Origin of the sequence: Ruegeria sp. AD91A (assembly GCF_003443535.1) — a bacterium.
Lineage (GTDB): Bacteria > Pseudomonadota > Alphaproteobacteria > Rhodobacterales > Rhodobacteraceae > Ruegeria.
In genome coordinates, this window is sequence record NZ_CP031946.1 from 755,801 (window position 1) to 769,671 (window position 13,871).

At 58.6% G+C, this 13,871-nt stretch carries 16 protein-coding genes; 9 read left to right on the forward strand and 7 right to left on the reverse strand.

Annotation, left to right across the window (positions count from 1 at the left end; translation table 11 throughout):
• Positions 1–2: 2 nt before the first annotated feature.
• The 4 genes from D1823_RS21830 to D1823_RS03815 form a co-directional block, all read right to left on the reverse strand.
• Positions 3–173 carry a hypothetical protein gene (locus D1823_RS21830; RefSeq protein ID WP_162896717.1) on the reverse strand — a complete coding sequence of 57 codons (171 nt, stop codon included), beginning with the start codon at positions 171–173 and terminating at the stop codon, positions 3–5.
• Positions 174–180: 7 nt separating this feature from the next.
• Entirely contained in the window at positions 181–1,548 is a 1,368-nt protein-coding gene (locus D1823_RS03805; protein ID WP_117868688.1) for a DUF2927 domain-containing protein, read from the reverse strand.
• On the reverse strand, positions 1,545–1,934 hold the full coding sequence (locus D1823_RS03810) for an N-acetyltransferase family protein (protein WP_371415303.1): 390 nt from the start codon (positions 1,932–1,934) through the stop codon (positions 1,545–1,547). Before D1823_RS03810 ends, D1823_RS03805 begins: the two co-directional genes overlap by 4 nt.
• Positions 1,935–2,103: 169 nt before the next feature.
• Positions 2,104–2,949: a MoxR family ATPase gene (locus D1823_RS03815; protein WP_117868689.1), complete on the reverse strand. Its 846-nt coding sequence runs from the start codon at positions 2,947–2,949 to the stop codon at positions 2,104–2,106.
• A 382-nt stretch (positions 2,950–3,331) separates the two neighbouring features.
• On the opposite strand from D1823_RS03815, the gene dksA reads away from it, so the two are divergent.
• Together dksA and D1823_RS03825 are read left to right on the forward strand one after the other, a co-directional pair.
• Entirely contained in the window at positions 3,332–3,754 is a 423-nt protein-coding gene (gene dksA / locus D1823_RS03820) for an RNA polymerase-binding protein DksA (RefSeq protein WP_117872703.1), read from the forward strand.
• A gap of 73 nt (positions 3,755–3,827) precedes the next feature.
• Positions 3,828–4,973, forward strand: a complete 1,146-nt coding sequence (locus D1823_RS03825) for an FAD-dependent monooxygenase (protein WP_117868690.1) — start codon at positions 3,828–3,830, stop codon at positions 4,971–4,973.
• Between the two features lie 4 nt (positions 4,974–4,977).
• Here the strand turns inward: D1823_RS03825 and xth are convergent, their stop codons facing one another.
• A complete protein-coding gene (xth, locus tag D1823_RS03830) occupies positions 4,978–5,757 on the reverse strand; it encodes an exodeoxyribonuclease III (RefSeq protein WP_117868691.1) in 780 nt (259 codons plus the stop codon).
• A gap of 278 nt (positions 5,758–6,035) precedes the next feature.
• A complete protein-coding gene (locus tag D1823_RS03835) occupies positions 6,036–6,359 on the reverse strand; it encodes an iron-sulfur cluster assembly accessory protein (RefSeq protein ID WP_117868692.1) in 324 nt (107 codons plus the stop codon).
• A 76-nt stretch (positions 6,360–6,435) separates the two neighbouring features.
• Here D1823_RS03835 and D1823_RS03840 point away from each other — a divergent pair, with 76 nt between their 5' ends.
• Positions 6,436–7,575 carry a deoxyguanosinetriphosphate triphosphohydrolase gene (locus tag D1823_RS03840; RefSeq protein WP_117868693.1) on the forward strand — a complete coding sequence of 380 codons (1,140 nt, stop codon included), beginning with the start codon at positions 6,436–6,438 and terminating at the stop codon, positions 7,573–7,575.
• Here the strand turns inward: D1823_RS03840 and D1823_RS03845 are convergent, their stop codons facing one another.
• Positions 7,576–8,127, reverse strand: coding sequence for a hypothetical protein (locus tag D1823_RS03845; RefSeq protein WP_117868694.1), 552 nt, complete (start codon positions 8,125–8,127; stop codon positions 7,576–7,578).
• Positions 8,128–8,259: 132 nt separating this feature from the next.
• On the opposite strand from D1823_RS03845, the gene argS reads away from it, so the two are divergent.
• From argS to D1823_RS03875, 6 genes are all read left to right on the forward strand, one after another.
• Positions 8,260–10,005: an arginine--tRNA ligase gene (argS, locus tag D1823_RS03850; protein WP_117868695.1), complete on the forward strand. Its 1,746-nt coding sequence runs from the start codon at positions 8,260–8,262 to the stop codon at positions 10,003–10,005.
• Positions 10,006–10,044: 39 nt separating this feature from the next.
• Complete coding sequence (locus D1823_RS03855) at positions 10,045–11,157, forward strand: SPOR domain-containing protein (RefSeq protein WP_254683792.1); 1,113 nt, start codon at positions 10,045–10,047, stop codon at positions 11,155–11,157.
• Entirely contained in the window at positions 11,154–12,161 is a 1,008-nt protein-coding gene (gene nagZ / locus D1823_RS03860) for a beta-N-acetylhexosaminidase (protein WP_117872708.1), read from the forward strand. The genes D1823_RS03855 and nagZ overlap by 4 nt, the downstream gene beginning before the upstream one ends.
• Positions 12,151–12,945 carry a ScpA family protein gene (locus D1823_RS03865; RefSeq protein ID WP_117868696.1) on the forward strand — a complete coding sequence of 265 codons (795 nt, stop codon included), beginning with the start codon at positions 12,151–12,153 and terminating at the stop codon, positions 12,943–12,945. The genes nagZ and D1823_RS03865 overlap by 11 nt, the downstream gene beginning before the upstream one ends.
• Positions 12,938–13,588: an SMC-Scp complex subunit ScpB gene (gene scpB, locus D1823_RS03870; protein WP_117868697.1), complete on the forward strand. Its 651-nt coding sequence runs from the start codon at positions 12,938–12,940 to the stop codon at positions 13,586–13,588. Before D1823_RS03865 ends, scpB begins: the two co-directional genes overlap by 8 nt.
• Positions 13,589–13,653: 65 nt before the next feature.
• Positions 13,654–13,869, forward strand: a complete 216-nt coding sequence (locus D1823_RS03875) for a hypothetical protein (protein WP_117868698.1) — start codon at positions 13,654–13,656, stop codon at positions 13,867–13,869.
• The last annotated feature ends 2 nt before the right edge of the window (positions 13,870–13,871 follow it).

Consider the following 13,871-nt stretch of genomic DNA (forward strand, 5'->3'; position numbering starts at 1 on the left):
TGTCAGGCCACCAAACGCACCAGAACCAGCGAGATCACCAGACCCACCAGCGCAAAGGCTATGCCGTACCCGGCTGCATATTGCGCCATATCGGCCCGATTGCCGCTGCGCTTTTTCGCGGTCAGGGCGCCCAAGGTTGCACCCAGTGCCGCCATTCCCAGAACTACCAACATATGTGTGTCATCCGTCTTTCGTGCTATCGGCGTTTCTTCGGCCACCATCCTGCGACAACGACTGGGCCACCAGATCCGAACCAAACCCGTACCGCGCCCATCCCAGGCTGTCCAGCCTGACGGCGCGTGCCTTCTGGATCTGTCCTGCCTGTCTCAGTGCCTCTGATTTCAGCAACAACAATGTGGCCAGCAAAGAGGCATTTTCAGCTCGGGTCATGACATCGATGGCCCTGTCCAGTTCAGGCAGAACAGTGGGCCCCTTATCCTGTGCCAGCGCAAACGCTGCGGTTTGAGTCGTTACATAGGCCTGATGCACGTCTGTTCCGGGCGTGGCCTTCAGGAACTGTTGCGCAATCTGAAACTGGCGCTGGGCTTCGTTGGGGTCTCGGAATTGTTCCATCCTGCCCATCAGGTAATGGGGATAGGCGCGGCGGTGATCTGTCCAACCCTGTTGCTGACCGATCCGTGCCGCTTTTCGCGCCGCGCGCATCTGTCTGGGCGAACCCGACCCGGGCCCCAGTGATTTCTGAATCGCGTCAATCCACTCGCGCGGCGTATCCGTGAAGGGTTGAACGGCCACTCTGTCCCCTTGCGGGTTCAGCTTGCCAAGAACTCCGGGAATGACAGCGGCGACCTGATCTCGGGTCATGCCGGTGCGCAGTTCCGGCGCATAAGCAGCCCGCAGGATCAGCATATCGAATCCGGTCAGAACAGTATGGATGTTGTCGTCGTTGAACACCGAATCCGGCAGATGGTAGAGGTCGTTCAGCGGACCAAGGGCCTGTGCCAGTTCTTCATGCAGACAATCACGTATTTCCTGCGGACTGACGTCGTATGGGATGAAAATCCCAAGCCGTTCGCGTTTTCGAAGCTCGGTCCAACTGCTTTTGATCTTTCGACGGTCACGTCGATACTCTTCAAGGCTGGACGAGTTGGGGACCACAAAACACGCCGCGTTGGGCAGAATGCGCAGAATGTCTTTCTGACTGACGGCTTCGATGGTGATATTGGCCTGACCCTCGTTGACCTGCCGGATATTGATCCCGGCCTCGCGCCGTAGGCGATTGAGCAACCGGGTCAGGTCCTGCTGCATGCTTGCGGTCGGTGATCCGGTCAGACGGACTGTGACCGGGGTCTCAAATCGCGTGAAAACGGGCAGGGCGGCCCCACTTTCCAGCTCGAAATGCAAGGACAAGAAGTCAGAGGCGATGTTTTTGTTGGACCGAGCGGGCGGCGAGGGATGCGCAGTCGAAAAAGATTTGGCAGGCGGCAAAGTCGCTTCGATGGACTGGACCTGACCGGGAAGCTCGATTGTTTCAACCGTCGCGCAGCCAGAAACAACCAGTGCCAGAAAAAGGGCACTCAATCGCTTCATGAGCGGGCGTACTTGATGAACGGTGTCAGTGTTCCGATGCGATCATACAATTGCCGCGCAGTATGGTTGAACTCCTGGGTCAGCCAATAAACCGATGGCGCGCCCTGACGATCGGCCTCATCATAGACTGCTTGGATCAAGGCCCGCCCAACGCCGGAACCCCTTGCCTCGGGTCGTGCGAACAGGTCCTGCAAGTAGCAGACTTTTTCCACCTTCCAGGCATGACGATGAAACAGGTAATGTGTCAGTCCGACCAGAGCGCCATTCTGCTCGGCAACGAAACAGGAAAAATCCTGCGGGTCGTCGCCCAGCAGTCTGCAAAAGGTTGTTTCGTATATGTCATCGGGCAGGGCCGTTTCGTAAAATGCCAGATAATCCCGCCACATGTCGGCCCATTGGCTTTTGTCCTCGGCACGCAGGGTGCGGATTGTCAGTGCGTTAGCCAAGCGATACATCCAGTTCTGTGGGGGCGAAGCTCTGTCTCGCCAGATAGGCCGATGCTGACATTCGGGTCGTCCCAAGGCAAGCCATGATCACCGTCCCTTTACCTGCCGGCTATCGCTTGCCGCGTGCCAAGAAGGCCAGACGTTCGAACAAATGCACATCCTGTTCATTCTTCAGCAACGCACCGTGCAGTTTCGGCAGCGCGTCGGTACCGCCACGCTTGAGGTCTTCGGCACTCAGGTCTTCGGCCAGCAGCAGTTTCAGCCAGTCCAGCACCTCGGATGTCGATGGCTTTTTCTTCAGCCCCTGCGTGTCGCGGATTTCATAGAACTGGGTCAGGGCTGTGGTCAGCAGCGCCTCCTTGATGCCAGGATGATGTACTTCGACGATTCGACGCATCGTAGCCTCATCCGGAAAGCGGATGTAGTGAAAGAAACAGCGGCGCAGGAACGCGTCCGGCAATTCTTTTTCATTGTTCGAGGTGATGATAACGATAGGGCGGTTCTTGGCCCGGATCGTTGCCCCTGTCTCGTAAACATGGAACTCCATCTTGTCGAGTTCCTGCAGAAGGTCGTTGGGAAACTCGATATCCGCCTTGTCGATCTCATCGATCAGCAGAACAACCTTTTCGTCGGCCTCGAAGGCCTGCCACAGCTTGCCTTTGCGGATGTAGTTCGACACGTCATGAACACGTTCCTCACCCAGCTGGCTGTCCCGCAAACGGCTGACCGCATCATATTCATACAGGCCCTGCTGCGCGCGGGTGGTGGATTTCACGTTCCACTCAATCATCCTCAGCCCCAGCGCGCCGGCCACCTGTTTGGCAAGCTCTGTCTTGCCAGTGCCGGGTTCGCCCTTGACCAGCAATGGACGCTCGAGTGTGACGGCGGCGTTCACGGCAATTGTCAGATCGTCAGTGGCGACATATTCGGCTGTACCTTGAAAGCGTGCTGTCATGGGCCTCTCGTATGGTTTTTCGTGATCCGTGGGCTGGTTGTGTTTTCCGGGTTACAGACGGCCAACGATTTTGACAACCCGCGTCCATGCGTCGGTTGAGGCGATTTTAGTAAGAACTCCAAGCCCTTTTGGTTGATTCGCGTGCGGGAATGTGTCCTGCTGATTAACGCCTGCCTCAAAAAGGCCCGCTAAATTTCATAGAAAAATAGGGTTTTGTTGTTGTTTGTCTCATATTTAGACAAAACAGCGCTTGGGCGTGCTGAAGCAAAGTTTGTGTAGTGACAATCCCACGCTCGTCGGCTAAATGCTGCGCAGAAGGGGGTGCCAAATGTCAGGTGAAACAACCGCGACCGACGTTTCTGGCCATACCGAGGGAGCAAATATGAAACAGGAAGTTTTTCTGCCGGAGGATTACCGCCCGGCCGAAGATGAACCTTTCATGAATGACCGTCAGCTTGAGTATTTCCGCCGCAAGCTGTTGGATTGGAAGAATGAACTTTTGGCGGGCAGCCGCGACACGATCGAAGGGCTGCAGGACAACACCCGAAACATCCCGGATGTCGCAGACCGAGCGAGCGAGGAAACAGATCGCGCTTTGGAACTGCGGACACGCGATCGTCAACGCAAGCTGGTCGCCAAAATCGACGCAGCCCTGCGTCGGATCGAAGAAAGTGAATACGGGTATTGCGAAAAGACCGGCGATCCGATTTCGCTGAAACGTCTTGATGCACGTCCGATTGCAACCATGACGCTTGAGGCGCAAGAGCGCCACGAGCGCCGCGAAAAAGTCCACCGCGACGATTGATCGCCGGGTGCAACTTGAGAATTTCGAACGCTGGGGCCTGTGGCTCTGGCGTTTTTGCGTTAAGCGGTAGGGCATGAAGATCAATCGGTTGAATTTCTGCGTTATTGGCGGTGGCATCGGTGGCTTGGCGTCTGCGTTGGCGCTGCGGCAACACGGGGCGCAGGTCACCCTGCTGGAGCAAGCCCCGGCACTGACCGAGGTCGGCGCAGGTCTGCAGATCAGTGAAAACGGGATGTGTGTGTTGCGCGCGCTTGGGGTGGCGGATCTGTCTGTCGGTCAGAAATCCCATGGTACGATCGTCCGTGATTACCGCAAAGGGCGCGTTGTCAGCCGACTGCCTGGGCCGTCGGCTGGTCCGACCATTTATTTTCACCGTGCCGACTTGTTGAATCTGCTGCATTCTGCGGCCCGCAAGGCCGGTGTGGATGTCCGCCTGGGGGCCAAAGTTTCCAACGTGCAAAAACACTCCAACGAAGCTGAAATCCTGTTGGCGAGCGGCGAGCGGCTGCGCGCCGAATGTGTCATTGCCGCCGACGGTGGTCGAAGCGCGATTCGCCCGGCCCTGAACGGGCCCGAAACTCCCGCGTTTACGCACCAGGTCGCCTGGCGCGCAACCATTCCCTGGCAACCAGATTCAGACGTGGTGGCGGCATCCCTGACCATGGGGCCGGGTCGGCATGTCGTGACCTATCCTTTGCGCGATCAAAGCATGATGAACATCGTTGCGGTCGAGGAGCGCTCGGATTGGCGGGAAGAGGGATGGAAGCTAAGGGGTGATCCGGACGAATTGCGCGCACGTTTTTCAGGATTCGGCGATCCGGTACGTGAGATTCTGTCAAAGGTCTCCGATGTGAATCTGTGGGCTTTGTTCCTGCGCCCGGTCGCAGAAAAATGGCAGAACGGTCGTCTGGCATTGCTGGGGGACGCGGCGCATCCGACCTTGCCGTTCATGGCGCAAGGCGCTTGCCTGGCGCTGGAAGATGCCTGGACGCTTGCGCGATCATTCGACGAGCACCCGGGTGTCACCAGCGCGCTTGCAGCCTACGAGAAAACGCGCCGACCAAGGGCAGAAAGCGTGGTTGCCGCTGCCGGGTCGAACGCACGCAATTTCCACCTTTCAGGCCCCGCCCGTTTGGCGGCCCAATGTGCGCTTATGGCAATCGGGGGGAAACTGTCGCGCCGTTACGAATGGATATACAGCTACGACGTCACGGCCTGAAACACTATATGTCCAGATCGACCCAGACTGGCACATGATCCGAGGGTTTTTCATGCCCGCGTACGGCTGCATCAATCTGGCAATCCCGCATAAGATCCGCCGCTTGTGGGGTCAGCAGAAAGTGATCGATCCGAATTCCGTCGTTTCGGTTCCAGGCCCCGGCCTGATAATCCCAAAATGAATAGTGTCCCGCGCTTTGGGTGGCGGCCCGGAACGCTTCGGTGAAGCCCAGATTCAGGATTTTGCGAAATGCGGCGCGGCTTTCAGGGCGAAACAATGCGTCTTCGAGCCATGCTTCGGGGCGTTTGGCGTCCTCCGCCTGCGGGATGATGTTGTAATCCCCCGCCATCAACGCAGGCTCTTCGGTTGCCAGCAAAGTGCGGGCACGGTCGTAAAGTCGTTCCATCCAAGCCAGTTTGTAGTCGTATTTCGGGCCGGGTGCCGGATTGCCATTGGGCAGATACAATCCACAGAGCCGAAGAGCCTTTTTGCCAACGACAGTGGCTTCGATCCAGCGGGCCTGTTCATCCGCGTCATCGCCTGGAAGGCCGCGCGACACGTCCTCGAGTGGAAGTTTCGACAATATTGCTACGCCGTTGAAGCTTTTTTGCCCGTGAGTTTCCACATTGAATCCACGCTCTTCGAATATCTCGCGCGGGAAGTTTTCGTTGACCGACTTGATCTCTTGCAACAGCACAACGTCCGGCTGCGCTTCGTCCAGCCAACGGGGCAGGGCCTCGACCCGCGCCTTGATGCCATTGATGTTGAACGTGGCGATTTTCATGCGCGATCCTCCGAAGACTTGGTGCAACCTATCGCTCAGAACGGGTCCAACGGCAAGCTAGAGATCGGATTTGCGAGGCTCTGCCTCGCGCTCCGGGATATTTTTGGCCAGATGAAGAAACGGATTTTTAACTGAATATCTTCAAATTGAAGTGGCGGTACAGGCGGGGACGCCGATGACCGCGCCAGGTGAAGCCCTCTGGTCTTTCGGTCAGAGGGCGGACCGCTGCTTCATCTGGCTGAAAATATCCTGGGGGTGTGGGGGCAAAGCCCCCACGGTTACATCGAAAAAGATGTGCCGCAACCGCAGGAAGAGGTGGCGTTGGGGTTGTCGATCACAAATCGCGCGCCGATCAGTTCTTGGGTGAAGTCGATGACGGCGTTTTCCAGGAAGGGCAGCGAAATGGTGTCAACAATGACTTTTTGCCCTTTACCTTCAAGGACCAGATCATCTTCTTTTGGCGTATCCAAAGCGATTTCGTATTGAAAACCCGAGCAACCGCCGCCTTCCACTGCGACGCGCAATGCCTGACCCTGATCCGCCGCGCCGATTTCGGCGAGGCGTTCGAAGGCGCGTTCCGTGACTGATGGGGGCAGATTCATGCCGGTCTCCAATGGTTTCCTTCCATTACGCCATACAATATAGATAGCGCAAGGACAGGCGACAAGGACAGGCCATTTGGACAGAGCTAGTTTTGCCTCGGATCCGGACCGCACCAGGGGGCGGTTTGTGCCCGAGGAGGAAAGCAGTTTCCGATCATGCTTTCAGCGCGACCGGGACCGGATCATTCATGCCAGTGCCTTTCGGCGCCTCAAGCACAAGACGCAGGTGTTTGTTGAACACGAAGGTGACAGCTACCGCACCCGCCTGACCCACTCCATTGAGGTGGCGCAGGTGGCGCGGACCATTGCCGGTGCTCTGGGGTTGAACCCAGAGCTGACCGAAGCCGTGGCCTTGGCGCATGATCTGGGACATACGCCTTTTGGACATACCGGCGAGGACGCGTTGCACGCGTTGATGAAACCCTACGGAGGTTTTGATCACAACGCTCAGGCCATTCGGATCGTCACAAAGCTGGAGCGCCACTATGCAGAATTCGACGGGTGCAACCTGACTTGGGAATGCCTGGAAGGTATAGCCAAGCACAATGGGCCGGTTACGGGCGATCTGCCATGGGCATTGGCCGAATGCAATCAGGATTTCGATCTTGAACTGCACACCCATGCCAGCGCGGAAGCCCAGGTTGCGGCCCTTTCCGATGACATTGCCTACAACAACCACGATCTACTGGACGGGTTGCGCGCGGGGTTGTTCTCGGACGACGATCTGCAAGACCTGCCGATCGTCGGTGTCTGTTACGCCGAGGTGGATGCCAGATACCCCGGGCTGGATTCCTATCGCCGGCGTCACGAAGCGCTAAGGCGGGTTTTCGGGGTCATGGTGACCGATGTCATCAACACCTCTCACGATCTTATTGCCGTGTCTGGCGCGCAGTCCGTCGAAGAAGTTCGTCATCTTGGGTATCCTGTCATCCAGTTCTCGGATGAGGTTCGGGCGCAACTGCGCGAAATCCGGGCGTTTCTGTTCACCCGGATGTATCGCGCTCCCAGTGTGATGTCAGTGCGGGAGGAGGTGGCAAAGATCGTGGAAGATCTGTTTCCGATTTATTTGAATGATCCCAAGCAGATGCCTGCGCGCTGGCATGATGACATTGAAGCTGCCGGGGACGAGACAGGTTTGGCGCGTATCGTTTCCGATTACATTGCGGGCATGACCGACCGATTTGCCTTGCAGGACCATGCCCGGCTGACCGGCTGATCACTCCACAGCGATATAGGCGATGGCCCAGACTTGCTGAGCTGCTTGTTTGGCGGACTGATCGACGTTCTCTGTCGGAGGGAAGACGATCATCGCCGGGCCATAACCACCGATCCCCATCGGTGCGCCATCAGAATGCGTTGCTATGATCGGTTTATGCGTGGTGATGCTGTTCCAGTCGATTGCAGCCTGATACCCATCCAGCGCCATGGGAAGAGCGGTTTTCCCCTCGGCCCCTGCCATCGTCATGACGTCTGACAAAAGCGGGCCTGAGAACCTGTAATCACGCTCATTGCCCGGAGGACCATACGGGATTGTGATCTCGAGCTGCTCCAGCCCGTCCAGCATGGCAGCATCAAACCCTGCCGCGCCGTCATGCGTGACCTCCAGATAGCCCAACAGACCGCCGTCATTCTCCCCCCGCGCGGGCAGGTTTGTTTCGCTGACCGCGCCGCCCAGCGTCAGCAGCACATGGCCTTGCGGTTGGGGTAGGTCGGCCAGTGCAGGCAGGGCGGCGGACAAAAGCAAGGCAATAGACAAGGGGCGGTGCATCAACGGTCTCCGGTATCTCGAACATGCCCGAGATTAGCGAGTTGTTCCGCCAAACCAAGCTGAAACATTAGGCGTCCATTGACCTTGCCGCGTTGCGTGGTAAACCCCGCGACAAGCAAAAGGACATCCGAAATGAACCTGTTTTCCGAGATCCGCGGCCTTGTACTTGACGCGCTGGCGCAGATGCAGTCCGAAGGCGCACTGCCCGAAGGGCTGAGCTTTGACAACGTGGCGGTCGAACCTCCGCGTGATGCCGCGCATGGGGACATGGCGACCAACGCCGCGATGGTGCTGGCGAAACCAGCCAAGATGAAGCCGCGCGACATTGCGGATGTGCTGGCAGGGAAACTGGCGGCGGATGATCGGATCACAAGCGCTGAAGTGGCGGGCCCCGGTTTCCTGAACCTGCGTCTTGCGCCGTCCGTCTGGCAAGGCGTGTTGGCGGCGGTGCTTGAAAAAGGCACCGATTACGGGCGTTCGACCATGGGGCAGGGGCAGAAGGTGAATGTCGAATATGTCTCGGCCAACCCGACCGGCCCGCTGCATGTCGGACACACTCGCGGCGCGGTGTTCGGGGATGCGTTGGCGAGCCTGCTGGCCTATTCGGGCCATGACGTGACCCGCGAATACTACATCAACGATGGCGGCGCACAGGTGGACGTGCTGGCGCGGTCGGCCTATGAGCGCTATCGCGAGGCCAACGGCCTCAGCCCCGAGATTGCCGAAGGGCTGTATCCCGGCGACTATCTGATCCCGATCGGAGAAGCGCTGAAAGAGAAGTACGGCGACAGCCTGATCGACAAGCCGGAAAGCGACTGGCTGAAAGACCTGCGCGAGTTTTCGACCGACGCTATGATGGATCTGATCCGCGCCGACCTGAAGGCGCTGGGTGTCGAGATGGACGTGTTCTATTCCGAAAAATCGCTTTATGGCACCGGAAAGATCGAGGCTGCGCTTAAGTCCCTGACCGATAAGGGCTTGATCTACGAAGGCGTGCTGGAACCACCCAAAGGCAAGAAGCCCGAGGATTGGGAGCCACGCGAGCAGACCTTGTTCAAATCCACCGAGCACGGCGATGACGTCGACCGCCCGGTCAAGAAATCTGATGGCAGCTGGACGTATTTCGCCCCGGATATCGCCTATCACTATGACAAGGTGACACGTGGTTTTGACGCGCTGATCGACGTGTTCGGCGCGGACCACGGCGGCTACGTCAAACGGATGAAGGCTGCCGTTTCGGCTCTGTCCGATGGCAAGGTGCCGCTGGATATCAAGCTGACGCAGCTGGTGAAGCTGTGGAAAAACGGCGAGCCGTTCAAGATGTCCAAACGGGCCGGGAACTTTGTCACCCTGCGCGATGTGGTCGATCAGGTTGGTCCGGATGTGACCCGTTTCGTGATGCTGACCCGCAAGAACGACGCACCGCTGGATTTCGATTTTGACAAGGTGCTGGAGCAGAGCCGCGAGAACCCGGTGTTCTACGTGCAATACGCCCATGCCCGGGTGATGAGCGTGCTGCGCCGTGCCGCCGAGGCAGGAATCCCAACAGATGATGTGACGCTTGCCGGCGCGGATCTGAGCAAGAACGATCACGGCTCGGAACTGACTGTCGCCAAGAAGCTGGCCGAATGGCCACGCCTGGTCGAAATCGCTGCGCGGACCAACGAACCGCACCGCGTCGCCTTCTATCTGTATGAACTTGCAGGGGATTTTCACGCGCTCTGGAATAAGGGCAATGACGAAACCCAATTGCGTTTCATTCAGGATGGCGATGTTGCCACAAGCCAGTCGAAAATTGCATTGGCCCGTGCCGTTTCTGTTGTGATTTCAGCGGGCTTGGGTATTCTTGGCGTTACCCCGGCGCAGGAGATGCGGTAACCAATACCGCCCGAACCGCCGGTACGAGGTAGGCAAGAAATGACCCGCGCGCCTTTTTTCTGGCGCGAAACGGGCAGTGAGGCGGACATGGCGAGTTACGATTACTCGGGGCACCAAAGCCCCGAGCAGATTCATTACCCGAATCAAACGCATTCCGAGGATGCGTATGACTATCCCGAAGACATGGAGGATTATGATGCGCCACTTGGCGCGTTCGGACTGGGGCGGGCCGTCAATTTCCTAGGTGCCGTCGCATCGCTGGCACTGGTCGCCGGTGTCGGTATCTGGGGATACCAGCTTGTCATGCGGGATGTCAGCGGCGTGCCGGTCGTGCGCGCGGCCGAAGGGCCGATGCGGGTGCAGCCCGAAAACCCAGGCGGAACACCCGCCGATCATCAGGGCTTGGCCGTCAATGCGGTGGCCGCCAAAGGCAGTGCTGCCGCTCCGGCGGATCGCCTGATCCTTGCGCCGCGGCCGGTCTCGTTGACGGATGAAGACGTACCCGCCGCTGATCTGAAGCCGACACCAGCGCTGCATGTGGTGGAAAAGCCGATCTCGACCCAGGAAGCCGCTCGATTGCGCCAGAACGCAGTGGATGCGCTGGTTGCGGAACTGGCGGGTGAGGCGGCCAAAACGCAGCAAGAATTTGAAGATGGCGTGCAGGTGGCATCGTTGACCACCCCCGAGGAAGAACCCGCAATTGATCCGGCCGATTTCGCAGCGGCCTTGCCGGATCCGGCCATTGCCGAATTGCCGGGCGTGCGCCGATCCGTGCGCCCGTTGACCCGTCCGGCGCGTGCCTCTCGCAGCCAGGTGTCGCCGAGCGAGAATTCCGAAGAGGCGATCAATGCGGCGGTAAAAGCTGCGGTTGGGTTGGATGCCGATCCTGATACGCTGGAGAAGGGCACGCGTCTGGCACAGCTTGGGGCCTATGACAGCACCCAGGTGGCGCAATCGGAATGGGATCGCCTGAATGGAAAGTTCGGCGAATATATGGCGGGAAAACAGCGCGTTATTCAAAAAACTTCAAGCGGCGGACGCACCTTTTACCGCCTGCGCGTGCTGGGCTTTGAAGACCTGAGCGATTCGCGTCAGTTCTGTGCTGCGCTTGTCGCGCAGGGGGCTGATTGTATCCCGGTGGCCGTTCGGTGAAATTCGGTGCCACGATCACCGATGCTCAGGGCTTGCGCCTGACGCAAAAGGAAAGAGATCTGTTTCGCCAGATGAACCCGTTCGGGTTCATTCTGTTTGCCCGCAACATCGAAAACGCCAAACAAGTACGCGCCTTGTGTGATGATTTCCGCGAGGCGGTCGGGCGCAATTGCCCGATCACCATCGATCAGGAAGGTGGGCGCGTGCAGCGCCTGCGGGCGCCGTTGGCCCGCGAATGGCTGCCTCCGCTGGACCATGTGACCAATGCCGGAGAACAGGCCGAGCGCGCCATGTATCTGAGGTACCGCCTGACTGCTGATGAACTGTTTGGCCTGGGAATTGACAGCAACTGTGCGCCCATGGTGGACGTCGCGCGACAGGAGACGCATAAGTTCCTGAAAAACAGATGCTATGACACTGATCCTGAACGAGTTTCCAGAATCGCGAAAGCCGTGGCGCAGGCCCATTTGGACGGCGGTGTGCTGCCGGTGCTCAAACACATCCCGGGCCATGGACGTGCCACGTTGGACAGCCATCATGACTTGCCGCATGTGGATCTGCCCTTGGAGGAGCTTGAGCGCAGCGATTTTGTGCCGTTCCTGGCCTTGAACGACCTGCCGATGGGGATGACCGCGCATTTGGTCTATGATCGGATTGACCCGCAGCCTGCCACCATCTCGGTAACCATGGTGGATGTGATCCGCAACAGGATTGGCTTTGAGGGGCTGATCATGACCGATGACATCGGGATGAAAGCGCTTAGCGGAACGCCCGCTGACGTGTCGCGGCAAGCCATAAGCGCGGGCTGTGACGTCGTTCTGCACTGCAACGGAAGCTTTGCCGAGCGCGCCCAGGTGATGGAAGCTGCCGGAGAAATGTCTGATGTGGCACAGGCCCGCGCAGAACGGGCGCTGGCGATGCGCAAACGCCCGCTGGAACTTGACATCCCTGCCGTCGAAGCGGAACTATCTGCCCTAATGGGCGGGCAGGTATATGAACGATAACCTTTTTAGCGAAGACCCTGTCTCGGTCGCGGATCGTCTTGCGGCCGAATCGCTGATCGTTGACGTCGATGGGTTCGAAGGCCCGCTGGATGTTCTGCTGACCCTGTCGCGCACGCAAAAAGTTGACCTGAGGAAAATCTCTGTCCTTGCGCTGGCGCAGCAATACCTGGCCTTTGTCGAAAAGGCGCGGGCGCTGCGTATTGAACTGGCCGCCGATTATCTGGTGATGGCGGCCTGGCTGGCGTTTCTCAAGTCCCGCTTGCTGCTGCCGCCAGACCCGGATGACGAGGGACCCTCGGGCGAGGAACTGGCCGCACATCTTGCGTTTCAGTTGGAACGCTTGCAGGCGATGCGCGATGCTGCCGCACGGCTGATGGCGCGTGATCAGCTGGGGCGCGATTTCTTCAAACGCGGGCAGGGCGAAGATATAACCCGCATCCGAACCGTGACCTATTCCGCCACGCTGCTGGATCTGATGCAGGGCTATGCCCGGATCCGCACGCGTGATGAATTCCGCCCGTTTGTGATGGATCGCGATTCGGTATTCACCATGGAACAGGCGCTGGAAAGAATGCGCCCGCTGATCGGGTTTGCCGGGACATGGACCGATATGGAAACTTACCTGCCCGATGGCTGGGATTCCGACCCGGTACGGCGCAGGTCGGCAACGGCGGCGACCTTTGCGGCCTCGCTGGAGTTGGTGAAAGAAGGACATATGGAAATCAAGCAGAGCGAGACATTCGCTCCGATCCATTTACGCAAGAGGACCGAGACACGTGACTGATGCCCCCGAAGAGACCGGTACGCTGTTCGAGGCCCCTCCACTGGCTGAACAGGAACGCATGGTCGAAGCCGTTCTTTTCGCCAGCGCCGATCCGGTGACAATTGCGGATCTTGAAGCGCGGATGCCCCATGGCAGCGACGCGGCACAAGCAGTTGAATCGCTTCAGAAACGGTATGAGGGCCGTGGTGTACGCGTGGTGCGCGTAGGAGACGCCTGGGCCATCCGCACGGCCCCTGACCTGGGCTTTCTGATGCAGAAGGAAACGGTCGAGACCCGCAAGCTCAGCCGCGCTGCGATCGAAACTCTGGCCATCGTGGCTTATCATCAGCCCTGCACGCGGGCCGAGATCGAGGAAATCCGGGGTGTCTCGGTTTCGCGCGGAACAATCGATCAGTTGCTGGAGATGGAGTGGATCAAACTGGGCCGCCGCCGCATGACTCCCGGTCGTCCGGTGACGTTTGTGGTAACACCTGAGTTTCTGGATCATTTTGGGCTTGAGAACGCCCGTGACTTGCCCGGGCTAAAAGAGTTGCGGGCAGCGGGATTGCTGGAGAATCGTCCTCCTCCGGGGGCCATCCCACTGGGCGAAGGCCGCGAGGACGAGAGCGACGAAGACCAGACCGAACTGTTCGAGGAAGAGTGATCGCGCAGCCCTTTTGTTGCCGCATAAAGCGCGTATCTATATACGTAAGGACACGGAGTTGAGCCATGAATGCAAACCGGATCATTGACATGATTGTGCGTCAGGTCATGCGCCGTCTTGTCAACAAGGGTGTGAACAAAGGCATCGATTTGGCCAGCCGCAAGGGCAACGGATCGGGCGCATCGAATGAGACCAGTAAAGCCAGCGCACCACGCCATGCACAGAACATGCGGCAGGCACAGCGCGTGACCCGGCAAATGCGCCGGTTCATGAAATTCTAGGG

Bases quoted from the DNA above. Each gene is read 5' to 3' on its own strand.
- D1823_RS03825 (WP_117868690.1), top strand. From the start codon at position 3,828: ATGAAGATCAATCGGTTGAATTTCTGCGTTATTGGCGGTGGCATCGGT.
- argS (WP_117868695.1), top strand. From the start codon at position 8,260: ATGAACCTGTTTTCCGAGATCCGCGGCCTTGTACTTGACGCGCTGGCG.
- D1823_RS03810 (WP_371415303.1), bottom strand. From the start codon at position 1,934: ATGTGGCGGGATTATCTGGCATTTTACGAAACGGCCCTGCCCGATGAC.
- D1823_RS03865 (WP_117868696.1), top strand. From the start codon at position 12,151: ATGAACGATAACCTTTTTAGCGAAGACCCTGTCTCGGTCGCGGATCGT.
- D1823_RS03805 (WP_117868688.1), bottom strand. From the start codon at position 1,548: ATGAAGCGATTGAGTGCCCTTTTTCTGGCACTGGTTGTTTCTGGCTGC.
- D1823_RS21830 (WP_162896717.1), bottom strand. From the start codon at position 173: ATGTTGGTAGTTCTGGGAATGGCGGCACTGGGTGCAACCTTGGGCGCC.
- D1823_RS03815 (WP_117868689.1), bottom strand. From the start codon at position 2,949: ATGACAGCACGCTTTCAAGGTACAGCCGAATATGTCGCCACTGACGAT.
- D1823_RS03835 (WP_117868692.1), bottom strand. From the start codon at position 6,359: ATGAATCTGCCCCCATCAGTCACGGAACGCGCCTTCGAACGCCTCGCC.
- D1823_RS03875 (WP_117868698.1), top strand. From the start codon at position 13,654: ATGAATGCAAACCGGATCATTGACATGATTGTGCGTCAGGTCATGCGC.
- xth (WP_117868691.1), bottom strand. From the start codon at position 5,757: ATGAAAATCGCCACGTTCAACATCAATGGCATCAAGGCGCGGGTCGAG.
- D1823_RS03855 (WP_254683792.1), top strand. From the start codon at position 10,045: ATGACCCGCGCGCCTTTTTTCTGGCGCGAAACGGGCAGTGAGGCGGAC.
- dksA (WP_117872703.1), top strand. From the start codon at position 3,332: ATGAAACAGGAAGTTTTTCTGCCGGAGGATTACCGCCCGGCCGAAGAT.
- D1823_RS03845 (WP_117868694.1), bottom strand. From the start codon at position 8,127: ATGCACCGCCCCTTGTCTATTGCCTTGCTTTTGTCCGCCGCCCTGCCT.